The sequence below is a fragment of the Bradyrhizobium semiaridum genome, assembly GCF_020329505.1.
Classification (GTDB): Bacteria; Pseudomonadota; Alphaproteobacteria; order Rhizobiales; family Xanthobacteraceae; genus Bradyrhizobium; species Bradyrhizobium semiaridum.
Window position 1 is genome coordinate 33,895 of record NZ_JAGKJJ010000005.1, and the last position, 20,961, is coordinate 54,855.

Annotated in this window: 20 protein-coding genes; 9 read left to right on the forward strand and 11 right to left on the reverse strand. The window is 65.3% G+C overall.

Going from position 1 to position 20,961, the window contains the following annotated elements; genetic code table 11:
* Positions 1–18: 18 nt before the first annotated feature.
* The 5 genes from J6500_RS07720 to J6500_RS07740 all read right to left on the reverse strand — a co-directional run bounded on the left by J6500_RS07720 (position 19) and on the right by J6500_RS07740 (position 4,771).
* Positions 19–735: an ABC transporter ATP-binding protein gene (locus J6500_RS07720; RefSeq protein ID WP_225712090.1), complete on the reverse strand. Its 717-nt coding sequence runs from the start codon at positions 733–735 to the stop codon at positions 19–21.
* A complete protein-coding gene (locus J6500_RS07725) occupies positions 728–1,480 on the reverse strand; it encodes an ABC transporter ATP-binding protein (protein WP_225712091.1) in 753 nt (250 codons plus the stop codon). The genes J6500_RS07720 and J6500_RS07725 overlap by 8 nt, the downstream gene beginning before the upstream one ends.
* Entirely contained in the window at positions 1,477–2,508 is a 1,032-nt protein-coding gene (locus J6500_RS07730; protein WP_225712092.1) for a branched-chain amino acid ABC transporter permease, read from the reverse strand. Before J6500_RS07730 ends, J6500_RS07725 begins: the two co-directional genes overlap by 4 nt.
* Positions 2,509–2,518: 10 nt before the next feature.
* Entirely contained in the window at positions 2,519–3,388 is an 870-nt protein-coding gene (locus tag J6500_RS07735; protein ID WP_225712093.1) for a branched-chain amino acid ABC transporter permease, read from the reverse strand.
* Between the two features lie 204 nt (positions 3,389–3,592).
* Positions 3,593–4,771: an ABC transporter substrate-binding protein gene (locus J6500_RS07740; protein ID WP_225712094.1), complete on the reverse strand. Its 1,179-nt coding sequence runs from the start codon at positions 4,769–4,771 to the stop codon at positions 3,593–3,595.
* A 382-nt stretch (positions 4,772–5,153) separates the two neighbouring features.
* Between J6500_RS07740 and J6500_RS07745 the strand changes: the two genes are divergently transcribed.
* The gene (locus J6500_RS07745; RefSeq protein ID WP_376707767.1) at positions 5,154–5,438 is read left to right on the forward strand and encodes a hypothetical protein; all 285 of its coding nucleotides are present in this window, start codon (positions 5,154–5,156) and stop codon (positions 5,436–5,438) included.
* On the opposite strand, the gene purU is transcribed toward J6500_RS07745, so the two are convergent.
* Positions 5,435–6,298 (reverse strand): formyltetrahydrofolate deformylase, encoded by an 864-nt coding sequence (gene purU, locus J6500_RS07750; protein WP_225712095.1) that lies wholly within the window; start codon positions 6,296–6,298, stop codon positions 5,435–5,437. The genes J6500_RS07745 and purU overlap by 4 nt on opposite strands.
* A 137-nt stretch (positions 6,299–6,435) precedes the next feature.
* Between purU and J6500_RS07755 the strand changes: the two genes are divergently transcribed.
* Positions 6,436–7,281 (forward strand): uroporphyrinogen-III synthase, encoded by an 846-nt coding sequence (locus J6500_RS07755; protein WP_225712096.1) that lies wholly within the window; start codon positions 6,436–6,438, stop codon positions 7,279–7,281.
* 203 nt (positions 7,282–7,484) lie between these two features.
* On the opposite strand, the gene fcl is transcribed toward J6500_RS07755, so the two are convergent.
* The 3 genes from fcl to J6500_RS07770 form a co-directional block, all read right to left on the reverse strand.
* Entirely contained in the window at positions 7,485–8,441 is a 957-nt protein-coding gene (gene fcl, locus J6500_RS07760) for a GDP-L-fucose synthase (protein ID WP_283842895.1), read from the reverse strand.
* Positions 8,422–9,507, reverse strand: a complete 1,086-nt coding sequence (gmd, locus tag J6500_RS07765) for a GDP-mannose 4,6-dehydratase (RefSeq protein ID WP_225712097.1) — start codon at positions 9,505–9,507, stop codon at positions 8,422–8,424. Before gmd ends, fcl begins: the two co-directional genes overlap by 20 nt.
* 157 nt (positions 9,508–9,664) lie before the next feature.
* Positions 9,665–10,339: a Crp/Fnr family transcriptional regulator gene (locus J6500_RS07770; protein ID WP_225712098.1), complete on the reverse strand. Its 675-nt coding sequence runs from the start codon at positions 10,337–10,339 to the stop codon at positions 9,665–9,667.
* Positions 10,340–10,741: 402 nt separating this feature from the next.
* Here J6500_RS07770 and J6500_RS07775 point away from each other — a divergent pair, with 402 nt between their 5' ends.
* Positions 10,742–11,563: an ABC transporter ATP-binding protein gene (locus tag J6500_RS07775; RefSeq protein ID WP_225712099.1), complete on the forward strand. Its 822-nt coding sequence runs from the start codon at positions 10,742–10,744 to the stop codon at positions 11,561–11,563.
* Positions 11,560–13,488, forward strand: coding sequence for a long-chain fatty acid--CoA ligase (locus J6500_RS07780; protein WP_225712100.1), 1,929 nt, complete (start codon positions 11,560–11,562; stop codon positions 13,486–13,488). Before J6500_RS07775 ends, J6500_RS07780 begins: the two co-directional genes overlap by 4 nt.
* 62 nt (positions 13,489–13,550) lie before the next feature.
* On the opposite strand, the gene J6500_RS07785 is transcribed toward J6500_RS07780, so the two are convergent.
* Positions 13,551–13,916, reverse strand: a complete 366-nt coding sequence (locus J6500_RS07785; protein WP_225712101.1) for an endonuclease domain-containing protein — start codon at positions 13,914–13,916, stop codon at positions 13,551–13,553.
* 105 nt (positions 13,917–14,021) lie between these two features.
* Here J6500_RS07785 and J6500_RS07790 point away from each other — a divergent pair, with 105 nt between their 5' ends.
* The 4 genes from J6500_RS07790 (at position 14,022) to J6500_RS07805 (ending at position 18,435) form a co-directional block, all read left to right on the forward strand.
* Entirely contained in the window at positions 14,022–14,915 is an 894-nt protein-coding gene (locus J6500_RS07790) for a branched-chain amino acid ABC transporter permease (RefSeq protein WP_225712102.1), read from the forward strand.
* Between the two features lie 106 nt (positions 14,916–15,021).
* Positions 15,022–16,095 (forward strand): branched-chain amino acid ABC transporter permease, encoded by a 1,074-nt coding sequence (locus J6500_RS07795; protein WP_225712103.1) that lies wholly within the window; start codon positions 15,022–15,024, stop codon positions 16,093–16,095.
* 57 nt (positions 16,096–16,152) lie between these two features.
* On the forward strand, positions 16,153–17,436 hold the full coding sequence (locus tag J6500_RS07800) for an ABC transporter substrate-binding protein (protein ID WP_225712104.1): 1,284 nt from the start codon (positions 16,153–16,155) through the stop codon (positions 17,434–17,436).
* 159 nt (positions 17,437–17,595) lie between these two features.
* Entirely contained in the window at positions 17,596–18,435 is an 840-nt protein-coding gene (locus tag J6500_RS07805) for an ABC transporter ATP-binding protein (protein WP_225712105.1), read from the forward strand.
* A 60-nt stretch (positions 18,436–18,495) separates the two neighbouring features.
* Here J6500_RS07805 and J6500_RS07810 read toward each other — a convergent pair whose 3' ends face one another.
* Positions 18,496–19,635, reverse strand: a complete 1,140-nt coding sequence (locus J6500_RS07810) for an AGE family epimerase/isomerase (protein WP_225712106.1) — start codon at positions 19,633–19,635, stop codon at positions 18,496–18,498.
* 95 nt (positions 19,636–19,730) lie between these two features.
* On the opposite strand from J6500_RS07810, the gene J6500_RS07815 reads away from it, so the two are divergent.
* On the forward strand, positions 19,731–20,954 hold the full coding sequence (locus tag J6500_RS07815) for a phenylacetate--CoA ligase family protein (RefSeq protein WP_225712107.1): 1,224 nt from the start codon (positions 19,731–19,733) through the stop codon (positions 20,952–20,954).
* Positions 20,955–20,961: the final 7 nt, after the last annotated feature.

Here is a 20,961-nt window from a genome sequence, read left to right on the forward strand (position 1 = left end):
TTTGCCTCTAACGTGTCTCTAGTGCAGTTTCGTCCCGGAGACGCCGAGATGGCGCTCCAGGACCGACGGATCGGCCTTCAGCGCGCTGCTCGGCGCGTCGTGCACGATCGTGCCGCGTTCCAATATCACAACGCGGTCGGCGAGCCCCAGAATCTTTTGCGCGTGCTGCTCGACGATGATAGAGCAGATGCCGCCGGCCCGCGTGATGGTTCCGATCGCCTTTAACAATTCCTCAACGATGATCGGCGCCAGCCCCTCGGTCGGCTCATCGAGCAGCAGCACCTTCGGGTTCAGGGTCAGCGCACGGCCGATCGCCAGCATCTGCTGCTCGCCGCCCGACAGCTGGTTGCCGAAGTTGCCGCGGCGCTCCTTCAGCCGCGGAAACGTCTCGTACACCCGCTCGACCGTCCACGGCCCGGGCTGCGCCACCGCCGTCATGTTCTCTTCCACCGTGAGCGAGCGGAAGATGTTGCGCTCCTGTGGCACCCAGCCGATCCCGGCGCGGGCGCGCTGGTCCGGCCGCAGCGCGGTGATATCGAGGCCCGCGAGCGACAGGCTGCCGGCGAACCGCCTGACGATGCCGACGATCGAGTTGATCAGCGTGGTCTTGCCAGTGCCGTTGCGCCCGAGCAGCGCCAGCACCTGCCCTTCGGCGAGCGACAGCGACATGTCGGGCAGCACCACGGCCTCGCCATAACCGGCGCGCAGGCCCTTGATCGTGAGCAGATCAGGCATGGGCCGCCTCGCCGAGATAGACCGCCTTGACCTGCGGATCGCGCGCGACCTCGTCGGGCGCGCCCTCGGTGAGCAGCCCGCCATTGACCAGCACCGAGATGCGGTCGGCGAAAGAGAACACGAGGTCCATGTCGTGCTCGATCAGGAGCACGGTGACGTCGCGCGGCAGCGCGGCGACGGCCGCAAGGATGTCGTGACGCTCGCTCTCGGGCACGCCGGCGGCCGGCTCGTCGAGCAGCAAGACGCGCGGTCTGGCGGCGATCGCGACCGCGATCTCGAGCAGGCGCTGCTTGCCGTAGGGCAGTGTCGAGGTGAGCTCGGTCATGACGTCGAGCAGATGGAAACGCGACAGGATTCCGGCGACCTCGGCGTTGACGTCGTCGCGCGTCCCCATCCGCCGCCACCAGTCGCCGCCGTGGCCCATCCGCTCGGAGACCGCAAGGCCGATGGTCTCCAGCGGCGTCAGTTCGGGATAGAGCTGGTTGATCTGGAAGGTGCGCGACAGGCCGCGCAGCACCCGCCTGTGCACGGCAAGATCGGTGATGTCGCTGCCCTCGAGGAGGATGCGGCCGCTGTTCGGCTTCAATACACCGGTGAGTTGGTTGATGACCGTGGTCTTGCCGGCGCCGTTCGGCCCAATCAGCGCATGGCGCGCGCCCCGCGCCACCCGGAGCGACAGATCGCGGGTGACGCGAAGCCCGCCGAATGATTTTTCGAGGTTGCGGGTTTCGAGCGCAATCGTCATGGCGCGTCCCTCTCGGGCACGGCGACCACAGCCTTGCGGCCGGCGAACTGGCGGATGACCAGGTTCGGCACGAACAGCACCCAGCGATGGATGCGCTCGCGGCCGACCAGCACGATCACGACCAGCACGAGGCCGATCCAGAACAGCCAGTATTGCGGGGTGATGCTCTGAAACAGCTCCTGCAGCATCTTGAACACGACCGCGCCAATCAACCCGCCATAGAGATAGCCGGTGCCGCCGATGACCAGCACCAGCATCAGGTCGGCGGAGCGCTCGAAGGCGAACACGTCGAGCGAGGCCAGCGCCGTGGTCTGGGTGAACAGCGCACCGGCGATCCCGGCATAGAACGCGGCGAGCGTATAGATCGCGATCAGGCGGCGATTGACCGGCATGCCGATCGCCGCCGCGCGCAGCGGATTGTTCCTGATCGCCCGCAGCGACAGGCCGAACGGCGAATGCACCACGCGGCGGGCGAGCAGGAACAGGATGAACAGCACGATCAGCGAATAGAACAACCCGGTCTTGCCGAACATGTCGAAGGCGAACAGGCCGAGGATCGGCTGCATCTCGATGCCCTGCAGGCCGTCGGTGCCGCCGGTGATGTTGGAGAAGCGCTCGGCCAGCGCCTCCAGCAGCAGCGCGATCCCGAGCGTCACCATCAGCCGCGTCAGGTCGACGCCGCGGATGACGAGGAAGCTGGTCAGGAAGCCGAGCACCGCCGCGACGAGCCCGGCGACGACGAGTGCGATGACCGGCTCGTTGATGATGCCATGCAGCGCCAGCAAACCGGCCGAATAGGCACCGACCCCGAAGAACGCGGCATGGCCGAGCGAGACGACGCCGGCATAGCCGAGGATCAGGTCGAGCGACAGCGCGAACAGCGCCAGCCGCACGATGTCGGTCATGATCAGATAGCGCGACGGAAACAGGAAAGCGCAGGCCAGCGTCAGCACCCAGAACGCGACCTCGCTGACGCGCCAGCGCGCACCGGCCTTCGCGTGGGTCGAGACGTCGGACAGCGCGGTCATGGCGGGCTCATCATCGCGCCGCGGTGCGGCCGAACAGGCCGTTCGGGCGCCAGAGCAGGATCACGATCATCACGGTGTAGATCACGAACGGACCCATCTTCGGCACGTAATACTTGCCGGCGACGTCGGCGATGCCGAGCAGCAGCGAGGCCAGGAACGGCCCGGTGATCGAGGAGGAGCCGCCGACCGTCACGACGATCAGGAAGTAGATCATGAATTTCAGCGGAAAGTACGGATCGAGCCCGAGGATCTCCGCGCTCAGCGCGCCGCCGAGACCGGCAAGGCCGCTGCCGAATGCGAAGGTGAACGCGAACACCTGCGGCACGTTGATGCCGAGCCCGATGGCGGCACGCGGGTCGTCGACCGCGGCGCGCAGGCGGCTGCCGAACCGGGTCTTGGCCAGGATCAATTGCAGCGCCAGCGTCAGCAGCCCGCAGATCACCACGATCATCAGGCGGTAACGCCCGATGCCGACGCCGAACAGGCTGAGCTGGCCCTCCAGTGCGGCCGGCAGCTTGATGAAGATCCGCGACGATCCCATGATGTAGTCGACCGCCGCGACCGACATGAAGACGAGCCCGATCGAGAACAGCACCTGGTCGAGATGGCTGCGGGTATAGAGATGGCGGTACAGCGTCCGCTCCAGCGCGACGCCGATCGCGGCGCTGGCGACGAAGGCGAGCGGCAGCGCCGCGAAGAACGGCCAGCCGGAATTGTTCACGAGCACCGCGCAGATATAGCCGCCGGCCATCGCGAAGGCGCCGTGCGCCAGGTTGACGAAGTTCATCAGGCCGAGCGTCACCGCGAGCCCGCAGGCGAGCACGAACAGCAGCATGCCGTAGGCGACGCCGTCGAACAGGTTGGTGAGGATGGAAGCCATGGGGTCAGCTTAACCGAGAGGATGCCATCACGTCGCGCGCGAGGAAATCGTGATCGCCGGGCTTGTCCCGGCCATCCACGTCTTCCTCGCACGCCGCGGGAAAGACGTTGGATGCCCGGCACATCTGCGCGAAGACGCGCTTCGCGCTTTTGGCCGGGCATGACGCACAAGATGCGGCACGCGTCGAGAATGACGGCAGCAGCGTCACTTCTTGGTCTTGCCGGAATCCTTGACGGCCTCGAAGGTCGCGAATTCCACATTGTAGAGCTCGCCGTCGACCTTCTCGACCTTGCGGATGTAGATGTTCTGCACGATGTCGCGGGTCTCGGGATCGATCGAGATCGGGCCGCGCGGGCTCTCCCACTTCATGCCCTTCATCGCCTCGACCAGCTTGTCGCCGTTCGTATCACCGCCCGTCTTCTTCAGCGCCTCGTAGATCAGGTGCATGCCGTCATAGCCGCTGACCGCCATGAAGCCCGGGCGGTTGCCGAACGCCTTCTTGTAGGCGGCGACGAAATCCTTGTTCATCTGCGAGGGGTGCGCGGCCGAGTAGAGGTGCGCGGTGACCGCGCCGAGCGCGGCATCGCCCATGTTGTTGAGCAGATCGTCGTCCATGACGTCGCCCGGCCCGATCACCTTGATGCCGCTCTTGTCGAGGCCGCGTTCGGCATACTGCTTCATGAAGTTGCCGCCCTGCCCAGCCGGCACGAACACGAACATCGCGTCGGGCTTGGCGTCCTTCATGCGCTGCAGGAACGGCGCGAAGTCGGGGTTGGCGAGCGGCACCTTGACCTCTTCGACGACCTCGCCGCCCCCGGCGGTGAAGTGCTGCTTGAAGAAGGTCAGCGCGTCGTTGCCCGGGGCGTAGTCGGAGGTCAGGGTCGCGACCTTCTTGATGCCGTTCTTGATCGCCCAGTCGCCGATGATGGTGGAGGACTGCGCCAGCGTGAAGCTGGTGCGCACGATATAGGGCGAGCGCTCGGTGATGATCGAGGTGCCGGCCGCCATCACCACTTCCGGGATCTTCGCTTGGGTCGCCAGCGGCGCCGCGGCGAGCGCGGCGGGCGTCACGCCGAAGCCGGCGATGAAGTTGACCTTGTCGTTGACGATCAGTTCCTGGGCGAGCCGCTTGGTGTTGTCGGGCACCGCGGCGTCGTCCTTGAGGATGACCTCGATCTTCTTGCCGGCGACGGTATCGCCCTTCTGCTGCATGTAGAGCTTGACGGCGTTGTCGATCTGCTTGCCGGTCGACGCCTGGCCGCCGGTCATCGGCACGATCAGCCCGATCTTCACGGTCTCCTGCGCGGATGCCGGCATGGCGCAAAACCCGGCAACCGAGACCGTCGTGGCGGCCCACAGCAACATTTTGCGACGATTGTACATGAACGTCCCTCTCCCCCTTCCGAGGCGAACCGAGTCCCCGGCCCTTGCCTCACGTTACCCCATCTTCTTTGCGGCGGGGCCGCAAGGCGACATGGCGTCGTCCGCAGCCCCATTGTCAATCGGACGATGGGCGAGGGCCGCGGCCGGCGCGCGATCGGCCAACACCTTCCGGTATTTTACTACCGATAACGATCTGCGAGCAGAACGCCCCCGGAGACACTGAAACCGCGCGGCCGCCGGCTTCGCAGGTTGGAATTGACCGTCGCGTGATTTGTACGATTGTACAAACGAACTTGCGATGTCAACAAACAAGCACAATTGCAGCCGAACGCTCGTGCCCTAGATCCATCATCCTTAAAGATTACGGTTCTATCGTTCTCCGATGCTGACGATTACCCGCCATATCCCCGTCATGACCGTCCTGGTGCTCGCAGCCTGCGCACTCGGCGGATGCAGCTCGGTCAATGAAAAACTCTCGGCCGGCATGGCCGACTACATTCCCGCCTGGGCAGGCGGCCTGCCCGCGGATGCGCCACCGCGACAGGGCACGCCGGAATACGACGCCTTCATGAAGGAGCGCGAGCGCAAGCGGCTGATGCCGGCCGCAGAGCGCGGCGACGATCCCAAGGCCGCGCCGGCCGCGACCTCGCAGACTGCCCCGCGCTAATCGACGAACACCACGGTCTTGCGGCCGTTGAGGATGACGCGGTCGGCGAGGTGGTAGCGGATCGCCCGCGCCAGCACGCGCCGTTCGATGTCGCGGCCCTTGCGCACGAGGTCCTCGGGGGTGTCGCGATGGCTGATGCGCTCGACGTCCTGGTCGATGATCGGGCCCTCGTCGAGATCGCTGGTGACGTAATGCGCGGTGGCACCGATCAGCTTGACGCCACGCTCATGGGCCTGGTGGTAGGGCTTGGCGCCCTTGAAGCCCGGCAGGAACGAGTGATGGATGTTGATGCAGCGGCCACTCAGCCGCGCCGACATCTCGTCGGACAGGATCTGCATGTAGCGCGCCAGCACCACGAGATCTGTGTTGGTATCCTGGACCAGCTTCCACACCGCGTCCTCCTGCTGGCGCTTGGTCTCCCTGGACACCGGCAGATAGTGGAACGGGATGTCGCCGAAATCGAGCGCGCCATAGCTCTCGCGCGGATGGTTGGAGACGACGGCGGTCGGGATCATCTCGAGCTCGCCGGTGCGCCAACGATAGAGGATATCGACCAGGCAGTGATCGGACTTCGAGACCAGCAGCATCACCCGGCGGCGGCTGGCGCGGTCGCGCATCTGCCAGTCCATTGCGAAGCGCTCGGCGATCGCGGCAAAGCCGGTCTGCAACGCCGCCAGCTCGACCGCGAGATCGGCCGCCGTGAACACCACGCGCATGAAGAACTTGCCGGTCTCGATGTCGTCGAACTGCTGGGCGTCCAGGATGTTCTGGCCGTTATGGGCGAGGAAGGTCGAGACCGCCGAGACGATTCCCGGGCGATCCGGACAGGACAAAGTGAGGACGAATTGACGGTCGGGCATGCAGATTGACCAGCATTTGAGCAGATGCGCGGAACGGCGAATTTCGGCCCTCGTCTATCACCGCCTGCGGCCTTGCGCCAATCCCGCCGCAGGGCTCAAATCGAACCAATGACGACAATGTTTGTTAGGGCACCATCATGGCTGACCGGCTCAACGGCTACCGCATCCTGATCCTCGAAACCCGCGAGGAGGCGCAGTTCTCCCGCCTGCTCGCCGAGCAGGGCGCGGACGTCGTGCAATGCCCGATGTTCACCATTCATGACGCGCCCGACCCGGCACCGATCGAGGCCTGGATCCGCCGCGCCGTCGACCGGCCGCTCGACGACCTCGTGCTGATGACTGGCGAGGGCCTGCGCCGCCTGATGAAGGTGGTGCGCCGGATCGGGCTTGAGGCGGAGTTTGTTGGCAGCCTCGCCAAGGCGCGCAAATTCGCTCGCGGCCCGAAGCCCGGCCGCGCGCTGCGCGAGATCGCCCTGGAGCCGCAGATGACGACGGAGAAGCCGACCTCGGAGGGCGTCGCCGAGATGCTATCCAAGCTCGACCTGAACGGCCACCGCCTCGGCCTGCAGCTCTATCCCGACAAGGACCACGCGGCGCTGATCGGCGCGATCAAGGCGCAGGGCGCCGAGGTCGATACGGTGCTGCCCTACGTCTACGACGCGCAGGCCGCCGACGCCAACATCGTCACCGCGATCGCGGAGATGGCGCAGGGCCGCATCGACGCCATCGCGCTGACCAGCTCGGGCCAGGTCCGCCGCCTGATGGATGTCGCCAAGGCGCATGGCTGCGAGCCGCAGTTGCGCGACGGGCTGCAGCAGACGCCGATCGCCTCCGTCGGGCCCGTGGTGTCGGACGAGCTGAAGGCGTTTGGCCTGCGCACCGATATCTATCCAGCGAACGATGCCTTCTTCATGAAGCCGCTGATCTCGGCGATGGCGACCGAGCTGGCGAAGAAGCCGCCGCGGATGGCGGCCCGGTCGTGACCTGAGCCGTCATTGCGAGGAGCGAAGCGACGAAGCAATCCACCACTCCGCAAGTGGCGACATGGATTGCTGCGCTTCGCTCGCAATGACGAGGTGGAGAGGGCAGCCGTAGCCCGGGTGAGCGAAGCGATACCCGGGAGGTCTCCCGCATGTCGCTTCGCTCATGCGGGCTACAAGTCCTCAAGGGGGGAGAGAGCTGCGCCCTACTCCGCCGCCTGCTTGGTTTCGCTGAGATAGGCCTGATACGCGAGCTTGATGCCGTCCTCGAGCGAGGTCGTCGCGCGCCAGCCGAGCTTGGCGAGCCGGCCGACGTCGAGCAGCTTGCGCGGCGTGCCGTCGGGGCGCGAGGTGTCGAAACTGATCCCGCCGCGATAGCCGACGGCGGCTGCGACCACGCGGGCGAATTCGGCGATGGTGATGTCCTCGCCGGTGCCGATGTTGACCAGTTCCGGCGAGGAATAGGTCTTCATCAGATGGATGCAGGCGTCGGCGAGATCGTCGACATAGAGGAATTCGCGCCGCGGCGTACCGGTGCCCCAGACCACGACATTGTTCGCGCCCGACAGCTTGGCTTCGTGGAAGCGGCGGATCAGCGCGGCAACGACGTGGCTGTATTCGGGGTGGTAATTGTCGCCGGGGCCATAGAGGTTGGTCGGCATCACGCTGATGAAGTCGGAGCCGTATTGGCTGCGATAGGCTTCCGCCATCTTGATGCCGGCGATCTTGGCGATCGCATAGGGCTCGTTGGTCGGCTCCAGCGGGCCGGTCAGCATCGAATCCTCGCGCAGCGGCTGCGGCGCCAGCCGCGGATAGATGCAGGACGAGCCGAAGAACATCAGCTTCTCGCAACCATTGGCGTGGGAAGCCTGGATCACGTTGGTCGCGATCGCGAGGTTGTCGTAGAGAAATTCGGCGCGCAGCGTGTTGTTGGCGACGATGCCGCCGACCTTGGCGGCGGCGAGGAATACCGCCTGCGGCCGCTTGGCGGCGAACCAGGCGTCGACCGCGGCCTGGTTGCGCAGGTCGACCTCGCCGCGCGAGATCGTCAGGAGGTCCGCGCCCTCACGCGCCAGCCGGCGCATCAGCGCCGAGCCGACCATGCCGCGATGGCCGGCGACGAAGACCGTCCTGCCCTTCAGTTCAAACGGAGCGTTTGCCATTGGCGGCGTCCTGTCGGGCCTCGGCGAGATCGCCGGCGACCATTTCCTTCACCAGCTGCGCGAACGGGGTCTTCGGCTTCCAGCCGAGCTTGGCGCGCGCCTTGCTGGCGTCGCCGATCAGAAGATCGACCTCGGTCGGGCGGAAATAGGTCGGGTCGATGCGCACCACCGTCTTGCCGGACGCCTTGTCGACGCCGATCTCCTCGACGCCCGTGCCGCGCCATTCGATGCTGCGGCCGACCTCGCCGAATGCCAGCTCGACGAACTCGCGCACCGAACGGGTCTCGCCGGTCGACAGCACGAAATCGTCGGGGCTATCCGCCTGCAGGATCATGTGCATGCCCTCGACATAGTCGCGCGCATGGCCCCAGTCGCGCTTGGCCTCGAGATTGCCGAGATAGATGGTGTCCTCGAGGCCGACCTCGATTCGGGCCACGCCACGCGTGATCTTGCGGGTCACGAAGGTCTCGCCGCGGATCGGACTCTCGTGATTGAACAGGATGCCGTTGCAGGCGAACATGCCATAGGCCTCGCGGTAGTTCACCGTGATCCAGTAGCCGTAGAGCTTGGCGACCCCATAGGGCGAGCGCGGGTAGAACGGCGTGGTCTCCTTCTGCGGCACTTCCTGGACCAGACCGTAGAGTTCCGAGGTCGAGGCCTGGTAGAACCGCGTCTCCTTCTCCATGCCGAGGATGCGGATCGCCTCCAAGAGGCGCAGCACGCCGATCGCGTCGGCATTGGCGGTGTATTCCGGGCTCTCGAAGCTGACCGCGACGTGGCTCTGCGCGGCAAGGTTGTAGACTTCCGTCGGCCGGATCTGCTGCATCAGGCGGATCAGATTGGTCGAATCGGTCATGTCGCCGTAGTGCATCAGGAACGGCACATTGCCGACATGCGGGTCCTGATAGAGGTGATCGACCCGGGCGGTGTTGAACGAGGACGACCGCCGCTTGATGCCATGCACGGTGTAGCCGAGGCCGAGCAGATATTCGGCGAGATAGGCGCCATCCTGCCCGGTCACACCGGTGATCAGCGCGACGCGCCGCTTCGATTCCTGAACTGCCATATCGTCTCCAGAGCGCGAAATGTGCGCGGGGGCCCGGTCGGGCCGGGCCGGTCTGTAGCATCCGACCCGCCCCAAGTCTAATGCCCGGAGGCCACGGCCCGGGCGGCCGGAATCCGGCCTCAAAGCTCAAAAAACGGCCCGGAACGCCCGGGGAACATCATTCGCCGTAGTGGCGGAGACGCTCGAGGTCGATGATGGTGACCCCGCCATATTCCAGCCGCAGCAGCCCCTCCCGTTCCAGCCGCTTCAGGCACTGGTTGGCGTTCTGCCTAGAGATCCCGGACAGCGCCCCGATCTCCTCCTGGGTGATCTCCAGGTGCCGCGTCAGGTCCGGGTAGAGAATCGGGTTGAACAGCGAGGCGATCGAGCGGGCCAGCCGGGCGGTGGCATCCAGGGTGCGGCCGTATTCGAGCAGCGCGATGAACTGGCCGAGCCGCTCGTTGAGCTGGCCGACCAGGAATCGGTTGAAGCCGACGCTGTTCTCGAACAGCCAGACGAAGGTGCGGCGGTCCATCATCGCCAGGCGGGTGTCGCGCAGCGCGACCACGTCGTAGCGCCGCGGCTCGTTCTTGAGCACGGTGCCCTCGCCGAACCACGCACCGGCGGTGAGGCCGGCAAAGCTCGCGGCCTTGCCGCCGCGCGACACGATGCCCATCCGCGCAAGGCCGGTGACGATGCCGGTCCAGTACTGGAAATTGTCGCCGCGCATGAAGATGAATTCATCGGCGCGATAGGATTTCTCCGAGATGCCGGCGCGCGCGATCTCGATTTCCTGCTCCGTCAGCTCGCGCGACCAGGCCGCGATGCGCTTCAAATTATCAGCAGCGATCATTCCAGCGACGGCATCCCACCCCAGCTATTGCATGCCTCGATATTGCACCGCAACAAGGTCGCGGCACCGGTCAGGAACTCGACGCCTGGAATGCCAGCGAAAATTCCTGACCAATTGTCCGGCACATGACAATTCAACCTATCGCTTTCCCGTATTGAGAACCACCTCGCGTAACGCCGCGCGCTCCCGATGGATCGCCAACGGCAGGTGACGCGAGGTTGGGACAGGTGGGTGCGGCGTTACCGCGCATGATGTCGGAGAACGCGAGCGCAGCGCGGACACCCGGCATCAGTCGGATGGTCACCCCACAATGGCCCATGTAAGATCGAGTTTTGAGATCGCGTTCGAGCTTTCGAACAACAGATGAAGAGCGCACCAAGCGCCTTATCCGGAGGGAACAGGGTGGCTTACAGTCTTGAGGTGCGCGGAGTCTCATTGCGGTTTGGTGGCGTTCGCGCCCTGACCGATGTGAGCTTCGGCGTCAACGAGGGCGAGCTGTTCTCCATCATCGGCCCGAACGGCGCCGGCAAGACCTCGATCGTCAACTGCATCTCCGGGCGCTACCGACCGACCGAAGGCCAGCTGTTCTGGCGCGGCCAGGACATCACCGGCCTCAATCCGAATGCGCGGCCTGCGCTCGGCATCGGCCGCACCTTCCAGAATCTGGCGCTGTTTCACCATATGAGCGTGCTCGACAACATCATGGTCGGCCGCCATCACCTGCTGAAGAACAATTTCATCACGGGCTCGCTATACTGGCTCACCGGCGCGCGCCGCGAGGAGCTGAAGCACCGCCGCAAGGTCGAGGAGATCATCGACTTCCTCGACCTGCAGTCGGTGCGCAAGGCGACCGCCGGCACCCTGCCCTATGGCCTGCGCAAACGCGTCGAACTCGCCCGCGCCATGGCGCTGGAGCCGCGGCTGATCCTGCTCGACGAGCCGATGGCCGGCATGAACTTCGAAGAGAAGGAAGACATGGCGCGCTACATCGTCGACCTCAACGAGGAGTTCGGCATGACCGTGATGATGATCGAGCACGACATGGGCGTCGTGATGGACATCTCGCACCGCGTCATGGTGCTGGATTTCGGCCGCAAGATCGCCGAGGGCGATCCGGCGGCCGTGCTCGCCGATCCCCATGTCAAGCGCGCCTATCTCGGCGAAGAAGACGAGGTGCTGGTCGATCCCGACGACAAGGCGTCGGTGCGGGAGAGCGCGGCATGATGGACTATGCCGGTCGCGCCGCGCAGGCCGACACGTTCCCGAAAATGCTGCGCCTGAACGCGAAGGAGCACGGCGGCGAGATCGCGCTGCGCGAAAAGGATTTCGGGCTGTGGCGCGAATTCACTTGGAACGACTACCAGACCCGCACCCATGATTTCGCGCTCGGTATGGTCGAGCTCGGGCTCGGCCGCGGCGATGTGATCGGCATCATCGGCGATAACCGACCGGACTGGGTGGCGGCCGAGATCGCGGCCCATGCCATCGGCGCGATGAGCCTCGGCCTCTATCGCGACGTGCTGGACGAGGAAGCCGCCTATCTTCTCAGCTATGGCGAGGCCAGGCTGGTGTTCGCCGAGGACGAGGAGCAGGTCGACAAGCTGCTCGGGCTTGCCGATCGCGTGCCGCATCTCAAGCACATCGTCTATTCCGACCCGCGCGGCATGCGGAAATATGACGATCCGCGGCTGATGGAGGCGAGCAGACTGGTCGCCATGGGCCGCGACCGCGCCGCGCGCGAGCCGGGCCTTTACGACAAGCTCGTCGATGCCACCAAGGGCGAGGACGTCGCGATCCTCTGCACCACCTCGGGCACTACGGCCAATCCGAAGCTTGCGATGCTGGCTGCGGGGCGCGTGCTGCGGCACTGCGCGACGTATCTCTCGTTCGATCCCAAGGGCCCTGACGACGAATACGTCTCGGTGCTGCCGCTACCCTGGATCATGGAGCAGGTCTACGCCCTCGGCAAAGGTCTGCTGTGCCGGATGAAGGTCAACTTCGTCGAAGAGCCCGACACCATGATGCACGATTTCCGCGAGATCGCGCCGACTTTCGTGCTGTTCGCGCCAAGGGTCTGGGAATCGATCGCCGCCGATGTCCGTGCCGGGGTGATGGACGCCTCCCCGTTCAAGCAGCGGCTCTACGATCTCGGCATGCGAACCGGGCTTGCCGCGCTCGCCGAGGGCAAGCGCTCGCTGTTCGCCGACCAGCTCTTGTTCCGCGCGCTGCGCGACCGGCTCGGCTTCACCCGGCTGCGCTCGGCGGCGACCGGCGGCGCCGCGCTCGGGCCCGAGACGTTCAAGTTCTTCCAGGCGATGGGCGTGCCGCTGCGCACGCTCTACGGCCAGACCGAATTGCTCGGCGCCTATACGCTGCACCCCGAAGGCGAGGTCGACCCCGATACGACGGGCGTGCCGATGGACGAGACCATCGAGATCCGCATCGACAATCCCGACATCAACGGCGTCGGCGAGATCGTTGTCCGTCACCCCAACATGTTCCTCGGCTACTACAAGAACCCCGAGGCCTCGGTCGCCGACATCAAGGACGGCTGGATGCATTCGGGCGATGCCGGCTACTACAACGACAACAAGCAGCTGGTCGTGATCGACCGCATCAAGGATCTGGCAGAGACCTCGCGCGGCGAACGCTTCTCGCCGCAATATATCGAGAACAAGCTGAAATTCTCGCCCTACGTCGCCGAAGCCGTCGTGCTCGGCGCCGGCCGCGAGGCGCTCGCCGCGATGATCTGCATCCGCTACTCGATCATCTCGAAATGGGCCGAGAAGAACCGGCTCTCGTTCACCACCTACACCGACCTCTCGTCCCGTCCCGAGGTCTATGCGCTGCTGAAGAAAGAGGTCGAGACCGTCAACGCCACGCTGCCGCCGGCGCAGCGCATCTCGCGCTTCCTGTTGCTGTACAAGGAGCTCGACGCCGACGACGGCGAACTGACCCGCACCAGGAAAGTCCGCCGCGGCGTCATCAACGAGAAATACGCCGAGATCATCGAGGCGATCTACCGCGGCAAGGCCAACATCCCGGTCGACACCGTGATCCGCTTCCAGGACGGCACCACGCAACGTGTGCGCACCACGCTGCAGGTGGTGGACCTCGGCCGCGCGGTGGGCGCGGAGGCCGCGGAATGAGGGCTCCCGCGACACGCGCTGATCTTCGCCTCTCCCCGCCTGCGGGGAGAGGCCGGAGCGCGTCAGCGATCCGCGTGAGGGGGAGCCTCCGCGAGGGCGGTGACGATCGTTTCGAGGACACCCGCCAAATTGCTGGAGACCTCGTTGTTCCAAAACCGCAAAGCTCGATACTTGTGGTCGGTGAACCATTTGTCACGAGCCACGTCGCGCTGACTGTCGGCATGTTGTCCGCCCTCTACTTCGATGATGAGGCGGCATTCGCGACAGATGAAGTCGACGGTGTACGGACCGATCGGCTCCTGTCTAACGAACTTGTAGCCATTCAGCCTACGGCCGCGGAGGCGGTACCACAGCTTCCCTTCAACATCTGTCGAGGCATTTCGCAGATTCCTTGCGCGTTCGGTCTTGGACTCATCAGCACCGCGCATGCGGAGACTCCCCCTCACCCGTCTCGCTCCGGACGATGCTTCGCATCGCTCGGCGCGAGCCGGCCTCTCCCCGCAAGCGGGGAGAGGCGAAGGACAGCATAGCACATGAACACCCAGTTCCTGATCCAGCTCCTCGTCAACGGCCTCGTGGTCGGCACGCTCTATGGCGTGGTCGCGATGTCGTTCGTGCTGATCTACAAGGCGACACAGGTCGTCAACTTCGCGCAGGGCGAGCTGCTGCTGGTCGGCGCCTGGGTGTGCTGGGCGCTGCTGACCAAGTACCAGTTGCCGTTCTGGATCGGCATGCCGATCACCCTCGTCTTCATGTTCATCTTCGGCATCGCGATCCAGGTCATCATCCTGCGGCCGATGATCGGCGAGCCGATCATTTCGGTCATCATGGTGACGATCGGCCTGTCCACCGTGTTCCAGGCTGCGCTGAAGTGGATCTTCGGCGTGAACCCGCAGCCGTTCCCGCGCGTGTTCCAGAGCCAGGCGGTCGATCTGTTCGGGCTGCAGATCCAGACCGTGTACGTCATGAGCCTCGTGGTGTCGCTCGCCATGATGTTCGGCATGGCCTGGTTCTTCCGCGCCTCCAAATATGGTCTGGCGATGCGCGCCACCGCGTTCAACCAGCAGGTCGCGCAGTCGCTCGGCATCTCCGTCAAGAGCGTGTTCGCGATGGCCTGGGCGATCTCGGCCACCGTCTCGGCGGTCGCCGGCGTCGTAGTCGCGGTGGTCAACGGCGTGTCTTCCGGCCTCTCCGCCTATGGCATCAAGGTGTTTCCAGCGGCGATCCTCGGCGGCCTCGATTCGGTCGGCGGCGCCGTGCTCGGCGGCATCATCATCGGGCTGCTCGAGAACGTCGCGCAATATGTCGACAGCGAGTATCTGCACCTCGGCAATCTCTACGAGATCGCACCGTTCTACGTCTTGATCATCATCCTGATGATCAAGCCTTACGGCCTGTTCGGCACCAAGGACATTGAGCGGGTCTAGGCATGATCGCCGAAATGCCGAAACCGGTTTTTGGTAACGATCATGCCCAAACAAAAATGGGCGTGACGATGACTTCAGTCCAGCAGGGAGCGCAATAGAGCCCTCAATGGCAACAACCACCCTCATCCCGTCGGGCGATTTCCGCACCTCCTATGCGGCCGACACCACGATCTTCCCGACCGCAACCAGCCGCAACTTTGCCATCGCCGGCATTGTGCTCGCCTGCTTCGCGCCGATGCTGCTGAGCAATTACTGGCTCTCGATCGCGATCCAGGTCGGCATCTTCGCGATCGCGGCGCTCGGACTCAACGTGCTGGTCGGCTTCACCGGGCAGATCTCGATCGGCCATGCCGCGTTCTTCCTGCTCGGCGCCTTCACCTCGGCCTATATCTCCAACAACGCGCCGATCCCGGTGTTCTTCGCCATCCCCCTCGCCGGCCTGATCACGGCAATGGTCGGCCTGATCTTTGGTGTGCCGGCGGCGCGGCTGAAGGGGCTCTATCTCGTCATCGCCACGCTCGCCGCGCAGTACATCCTGCTCGACTTCTTCTCGCGCGCGGAATGGTTCTCCGGCGGCTCGGTGCCGGCGAGCGCCAACCCGTTCTCGATCTTCGGCTACACGCTGCGCGGCGACCGGCAGTATTTCTACGTCGTGCTGGCCTACATGGTGGTCAGCTATCTGCTCGTCACCAACCTGATGCGCACGCGCGACGGCCGCGCGCTGGTCGCGATTCGCGACCATTATCTCTCCGCCGAGATCATGGGCATCAACCTGACCAAATACCGCACGCTGTCGTTCGGGCTGGCCGCGTTCTTCGCTGGCATCGCCGGTGCGCTCTACGCCCACTACCAGCTCGTGGTCTCCCAGGAAGGTTTTGGCATCGAACGCTCGGTGCTGTTCCTCGCCATGGTCATCATCGGCGGCACCGGCTCTGTCATGGGCACGCTGATGGGCACCGCCTTCGTGGTGTTGCTGCCGGAATCGATGGAATGGCTGAGCGCGTGGCTGAAGGGCGGCGCCATCGACAAAGCGCTGCAGCTCAACAACAACATCACCTTCCTGCGCGAGATCGCGATCGGCCTGATCATCATCGGCTTTTTGATGTTCGAGCCGGACGGACTCGCGCATCGCTGGCGGCAGATCAAGGCCTACTGGAAACTCTACCCGTTCTCGCACTGAGGCAGGCGCGGGACATTACTCACCAGATCGTTCAACGAATAACAGGAGGAATCAACGATGACGATTAGATCCCTTTTGAGCTCGGTCTCACTCGCGCTGCTGCTCGGCAGCGGAGCTGCTACCGCGCAGGCCCAGATCGCAATCGGCCATCTGCAGGACCTCTCGGGCGGCACGTCCGACGTCGGCACACCCTATGGCCAGGGCGTCGCCGACACCTTCGCCTGGGTCAACAAGAACGGCGGCGTCGGCGGCAAGCAGCTCAACGTCGACAGCAACGACTACGGCTATCAGGTGCCGCGCGCGATCGCGCTGTACAAGAAGTGGTCGGCGCCGGACGGCAAGGTCGCGGCGATCATGGGCTGGGGCACCGCGGATACCGAGGCGCTGACCGGCTTCCTCGCCCAGGACAAGATCCCCGACATCTCCGGCTCCTACGCCGCCGCGCTGACCGATCCGGAAGGCACCAGCGGCAAGGCCAAGCCGGCGCCGTATAATTTCTTCTACGGCCCGAGCTATTCGGACGCGATGCGCGCGATGCTGACCTGGGCGGCGGAAGACTGGAAAGCCAAGGGCAAGTCCGGCAAGCCGAAATTCGTCCATATGGGCGCCAACCATCCCTATCCGAACGCGCCGAAGGCGGCCGGCGAGGCGCTCGCCACCGAGCTCGGCTTCGAGGTGCTGCCGCCGCTGGTGTTCGCGCTGTCGCCGGGCGACTATTCGGCGCAGTGCCTGAGCCTGAAGAGCTCCGGCGCCAACTACGCCTATCTCGGCAACACCGCCGCCTCGAACATCTCGGTGCTGAAGGCCTGCAAGACCGCCGGCGTCGACGTCCAGTTCCTCGGCAATGTCTGGGGCATGGACGAGAATGCCGCCAAGACCGCGGGCGATGCCGCCGACGGCGTGATCTTCCCGCTGCGCACCGCGGTTGCCTGGGGCGGCAACGCGCCCGGCATGAAGACGGTGATGGAAATCTCCAAGATGTCCGATCCGTCAGGCAAGGTGTATCGCCCGGTGCACTACATCGCGGCGGTGTGCAGCGCGCTCTACCTGAAGGAAGCGCTGGACTGGGCCGTCAAGAACGGCGGCGCCACCGGCGAGAACGTCGCCAAGGGCTTCTACCAGAAGAAGGACTGGGTGCCATCAGGCATGGAGGGCGTCTGCAATCCATCGACCTGGACCGAGAAGGATCACCGCCCGACCACGAAGGTCGACCTCTATCGCTCGAAAATCTCGGGCTCGACCGATGGCGACATCAATGACCTGATGGGCAAGGGCACGATCAAGCTCGACAAGGTCAAGACCGTCGAACTGCCGCGCAAGCCGGAATGGTTCGGCTGGTGAGGCTCGTGAGGCTGCCGACCGCGCAGCCTCACAATAACTCGTCATCCCCTGCGAAAGCGGGGGATCCAGTACGCCGCGGCTTCCCGATTGATCGCTGGCGTCCCTGGAATACTGGGCCGGCCGTATCAGCGGGTGACGACAGTCGAAGGTTATCGAAACATGACTGAAACCGCAACAGCCACACGCACGGGACCGACGGCGGTCCCGCCGCCCCCTTTGCTCAGCGTCAACAACATCGAGGTCGTCTATGACGACGTCATCCTGGTCTTGCGCGGCCTCAGCCTCGACGTGCCGAAGGGCGCGATCGTGGCGCTGCTCGGCGCCAACGGCGCCGGCAAGTCGACCACGCTGAAGGCGATTTCCGGCCTGCTCAAGACCGAGGACGGCGAGGTGACGCGCGGCGAGATCCTGTTCGAGGGCCAGCGCATCAACGGCATCGATCCGGACAAGATCGTGCGCCGCGGCATCTTCCAGGTGATGGAGGGCCGCCGCATCGTCGCCGACATGACCTCGCTGGAGAATCTGCGGCTCGGCGCCTTCACCCGCCGCGACAACGAGGTCGCCAGTGACATCGACATGGTGTTCAAATATTTCCCGCGCCTGAAGGAGCGCACCGGCCTTGCCGGCTATCTCTCCGGCGGTGAGCAGCAGATGCTGGCAATCGGCCGCGCGCTGATGGCGCGTCCGAAGATGATCCTGATGGACGAGCCGTCCATGGGCCTGTCGCCGCTGCTGGTCAAGGAAGTGTTTTCGATCATCAAGGAGATCAACCGCGATCTCGGCGTCACCATCCTCTTGGTCGAGCAGAACGCGCGCGCCGCGCTCTCGGTCGCAAGCCACGGCTACATCATGGAACAGGGCAAGGTGGTGCTCGACGGCTCCGCCGACGAGCTGCGCGACAACGAGGACGTCAAGGAATTCTATCTCGGCGGCGCCGGCGACCAGCGCAAGAGCTTCAAGAACCTGAAGAGCTTCAAGCGGCGCAAGCGCTGGCTGTAAACGCCGTTAAGCGAAGTGGAGAGCGTTCGCGTGAGGATGCGTCGGGACAGCGAGACGGTTCTAGCCGAGCACCTGCTCGGCCTCTGTGACCGCGCAGAGCACGTGATAGAACGACGACGCGGGAATGGTGGCGACCAGCGAATTGCCGTCGCGATCGAACTGGTCGTACCAGCCGCCCGCGACCGGATGGCTGAGATAGTGCCGCTCGAGCAGCACCAGCGCCGCGCGCGCCTCGTCCGCCGCCCCGCTCTCGCCGGCTTCGGCCTGCGCGATCCAGGCCTTCGCCAGCTCGCTCTGCGGCCACAGCCGGCGCGTATGACGGCGGATGTTGCCTTCGGCATCGCCTTCATCGACCAGGCAGCCGGTGGCCGCATCGCGATAGCGCAGCGCCGACGTCAAGAGCTCGCCGCGCGGACGCCCGGTCGGGCAGCCGGTGATGCGTTCAAAGCCCTTCAGCAGCCAAACCCACTCCGCGAGATGGCCGGGCTCGACGCTGACGGGCGGGATCTTCGACCAGTCCTCCTCGAAATACTCGCCGAGCACGCGCGTCTGCTTGTCGTAGAGATTGGCGAGGAACAGCGCGAAGAACTCGCCGGCGCGGTTCTGGAACGACAGGTCATGCGTCGCGTCGAAGCAGGCGATCATCGCCTCGAACAGATGCATCTGCGGATTTTGCCGGCGCGGCATCGACGGCGGCAGCCCTTCCTGAAAGCCGCCATGCGGCGAGCGCAGCTGCGCGTCGAGAAACGCCAGCAGCCCGTCGATCTCGGCGCGTATCTGGGCGTCTTGCTCGAGGCCATAGGCGGTCGCGAGCGCGAGCAGCACGAAGGCGTGGCCGTAGGTGTCGCGCAGCGGGTCGAGCACGCCGCCGTCCGGCGTCAGGCTGAAGACGAAGCCGGGACGGCCATCCGGCGCCTTCGCCCTGGCCAGCAGGTATTCCAGCCCTCTCAGCGCGATCGCACGTCCCTCCGGATACCAGCCCATCTGCGCCGCCTTGGCGTAGCAATAGATCTGGCGCGCCTGCACGAGCAGCCGGCGCGGGGCGGCATGATCGGCGCTGCCATCCCGGTGCAGCCGGTCGACAAAGCCGCCAGCCTTGGCGTCCCAGCCCACGCTCGACCACAGCGGCAGCGCATGGTCGACGATCCGGCTCTTCAATCTTGCGACGACGTCGGCCGCTCCGCCCTGTGCTTCAGCCATCCTCGTCCCTGGAACAGTCCCAACGTCCGTAAACGCCGTCTGATAGCACGCGCGAGGCGGCGCGCAACCTGCGCGAATCTTGCCAAGGACCAGCCATGACCGACCATTACGACGCCCTCGAAACCCGCGATCCGGCCGAGCGCGAGGCTGCCTTGTTCGCCCGCCTCCCCGAGGTGCTGCACAAGGCCATGGCCGCCCCTGCTTATGCCAATTTGCTGAGGGGCATAGATCCCGCCTCCGTCACCAGCCGGGACGCGCTGGCGCGGCTGCCGGTGCTGCGCAAGTCGGAACTCCCTGCCCTGCACAAGGCCGCGCCGCCGTTCGGCGGCTTCGTGGCCGGTGCTCCGGGCTCGTTCGCCCGGCTATTCACCTCGCCCGGGCCGATCTTCGAGCCGGAAGGCCGCCAGGCCGATCCCTGGCGCGGCGCCCGGGCGCTGTTCGCGGCCGGCTTTCGCGAGGGCGACGTGGTGCTGAACACGTTCAGCTACCACCTCACCCCCGGCGGCTTCATTTTCGACGCCTCGGCGCGGGCGCTGGGCTGCGCGGTGATCCCGGCCGGTCCCGGGAATACCGAGCAGCAGTTCGAGCTGATCGAGGCCTACCGACCGATCGGCTATAGCGGCACGCCGGACTTCCTGAAGATCCTGCTCGACGCCGCCGCAACTGCCGGCCGCGACGTCTCCTCGATCAAGCGCGCGCTGGTCTCCGGTGCCGCATTCCCGAAGTCGCTGCAGGAGGAGATGAAGTCGCGCGGCATCGAGGCCTATCAGGCCTTCGGCACCGCCGATCTCGGCATGATCGCGTTCGAGACGCCGGCGCGCGAGGGCATGACCGTCAACGAGGACCTGATCCTCGAGATCGTCAAACCCGGCACCGGCGATCCGATCGCGCCGGGCGATGTCGGCGAGATCGTGGTCACCTCGCTCGATCCGCATCATCCCTGGATCCGTCTCGCGCTCGGCGACCTCACCGCCGCGCTGCCGGGCAAGAGCCCGTGCGGACGCACCAACATGCGCATCAAGGGCTGGATAGGCCGCGCCGACCAGACCACCAAGGTCAAGGGCATGTTCGTGCGCCCCGAGCAGATCGCCGAGATCGGCAAGCGGCATCCCGAGCTCGGACGGCTGCGCCTCGTCGTCAGCCGCGCCGGCGAGACCGATGTGATGACGCTCAGGGCCGAATGCGCTGCACCGCCTGCGGCGCTGCAAGACGAGCTTGCGGCGACGCTGCGGGCGGTCACCAAGCTCGGCGGCAATGTCGAGATAGTCGGCGGCGGCGCGCTGCCCAACGACGGCAAGGTGATCGCCGACGAGCGGTAGGCCCGCG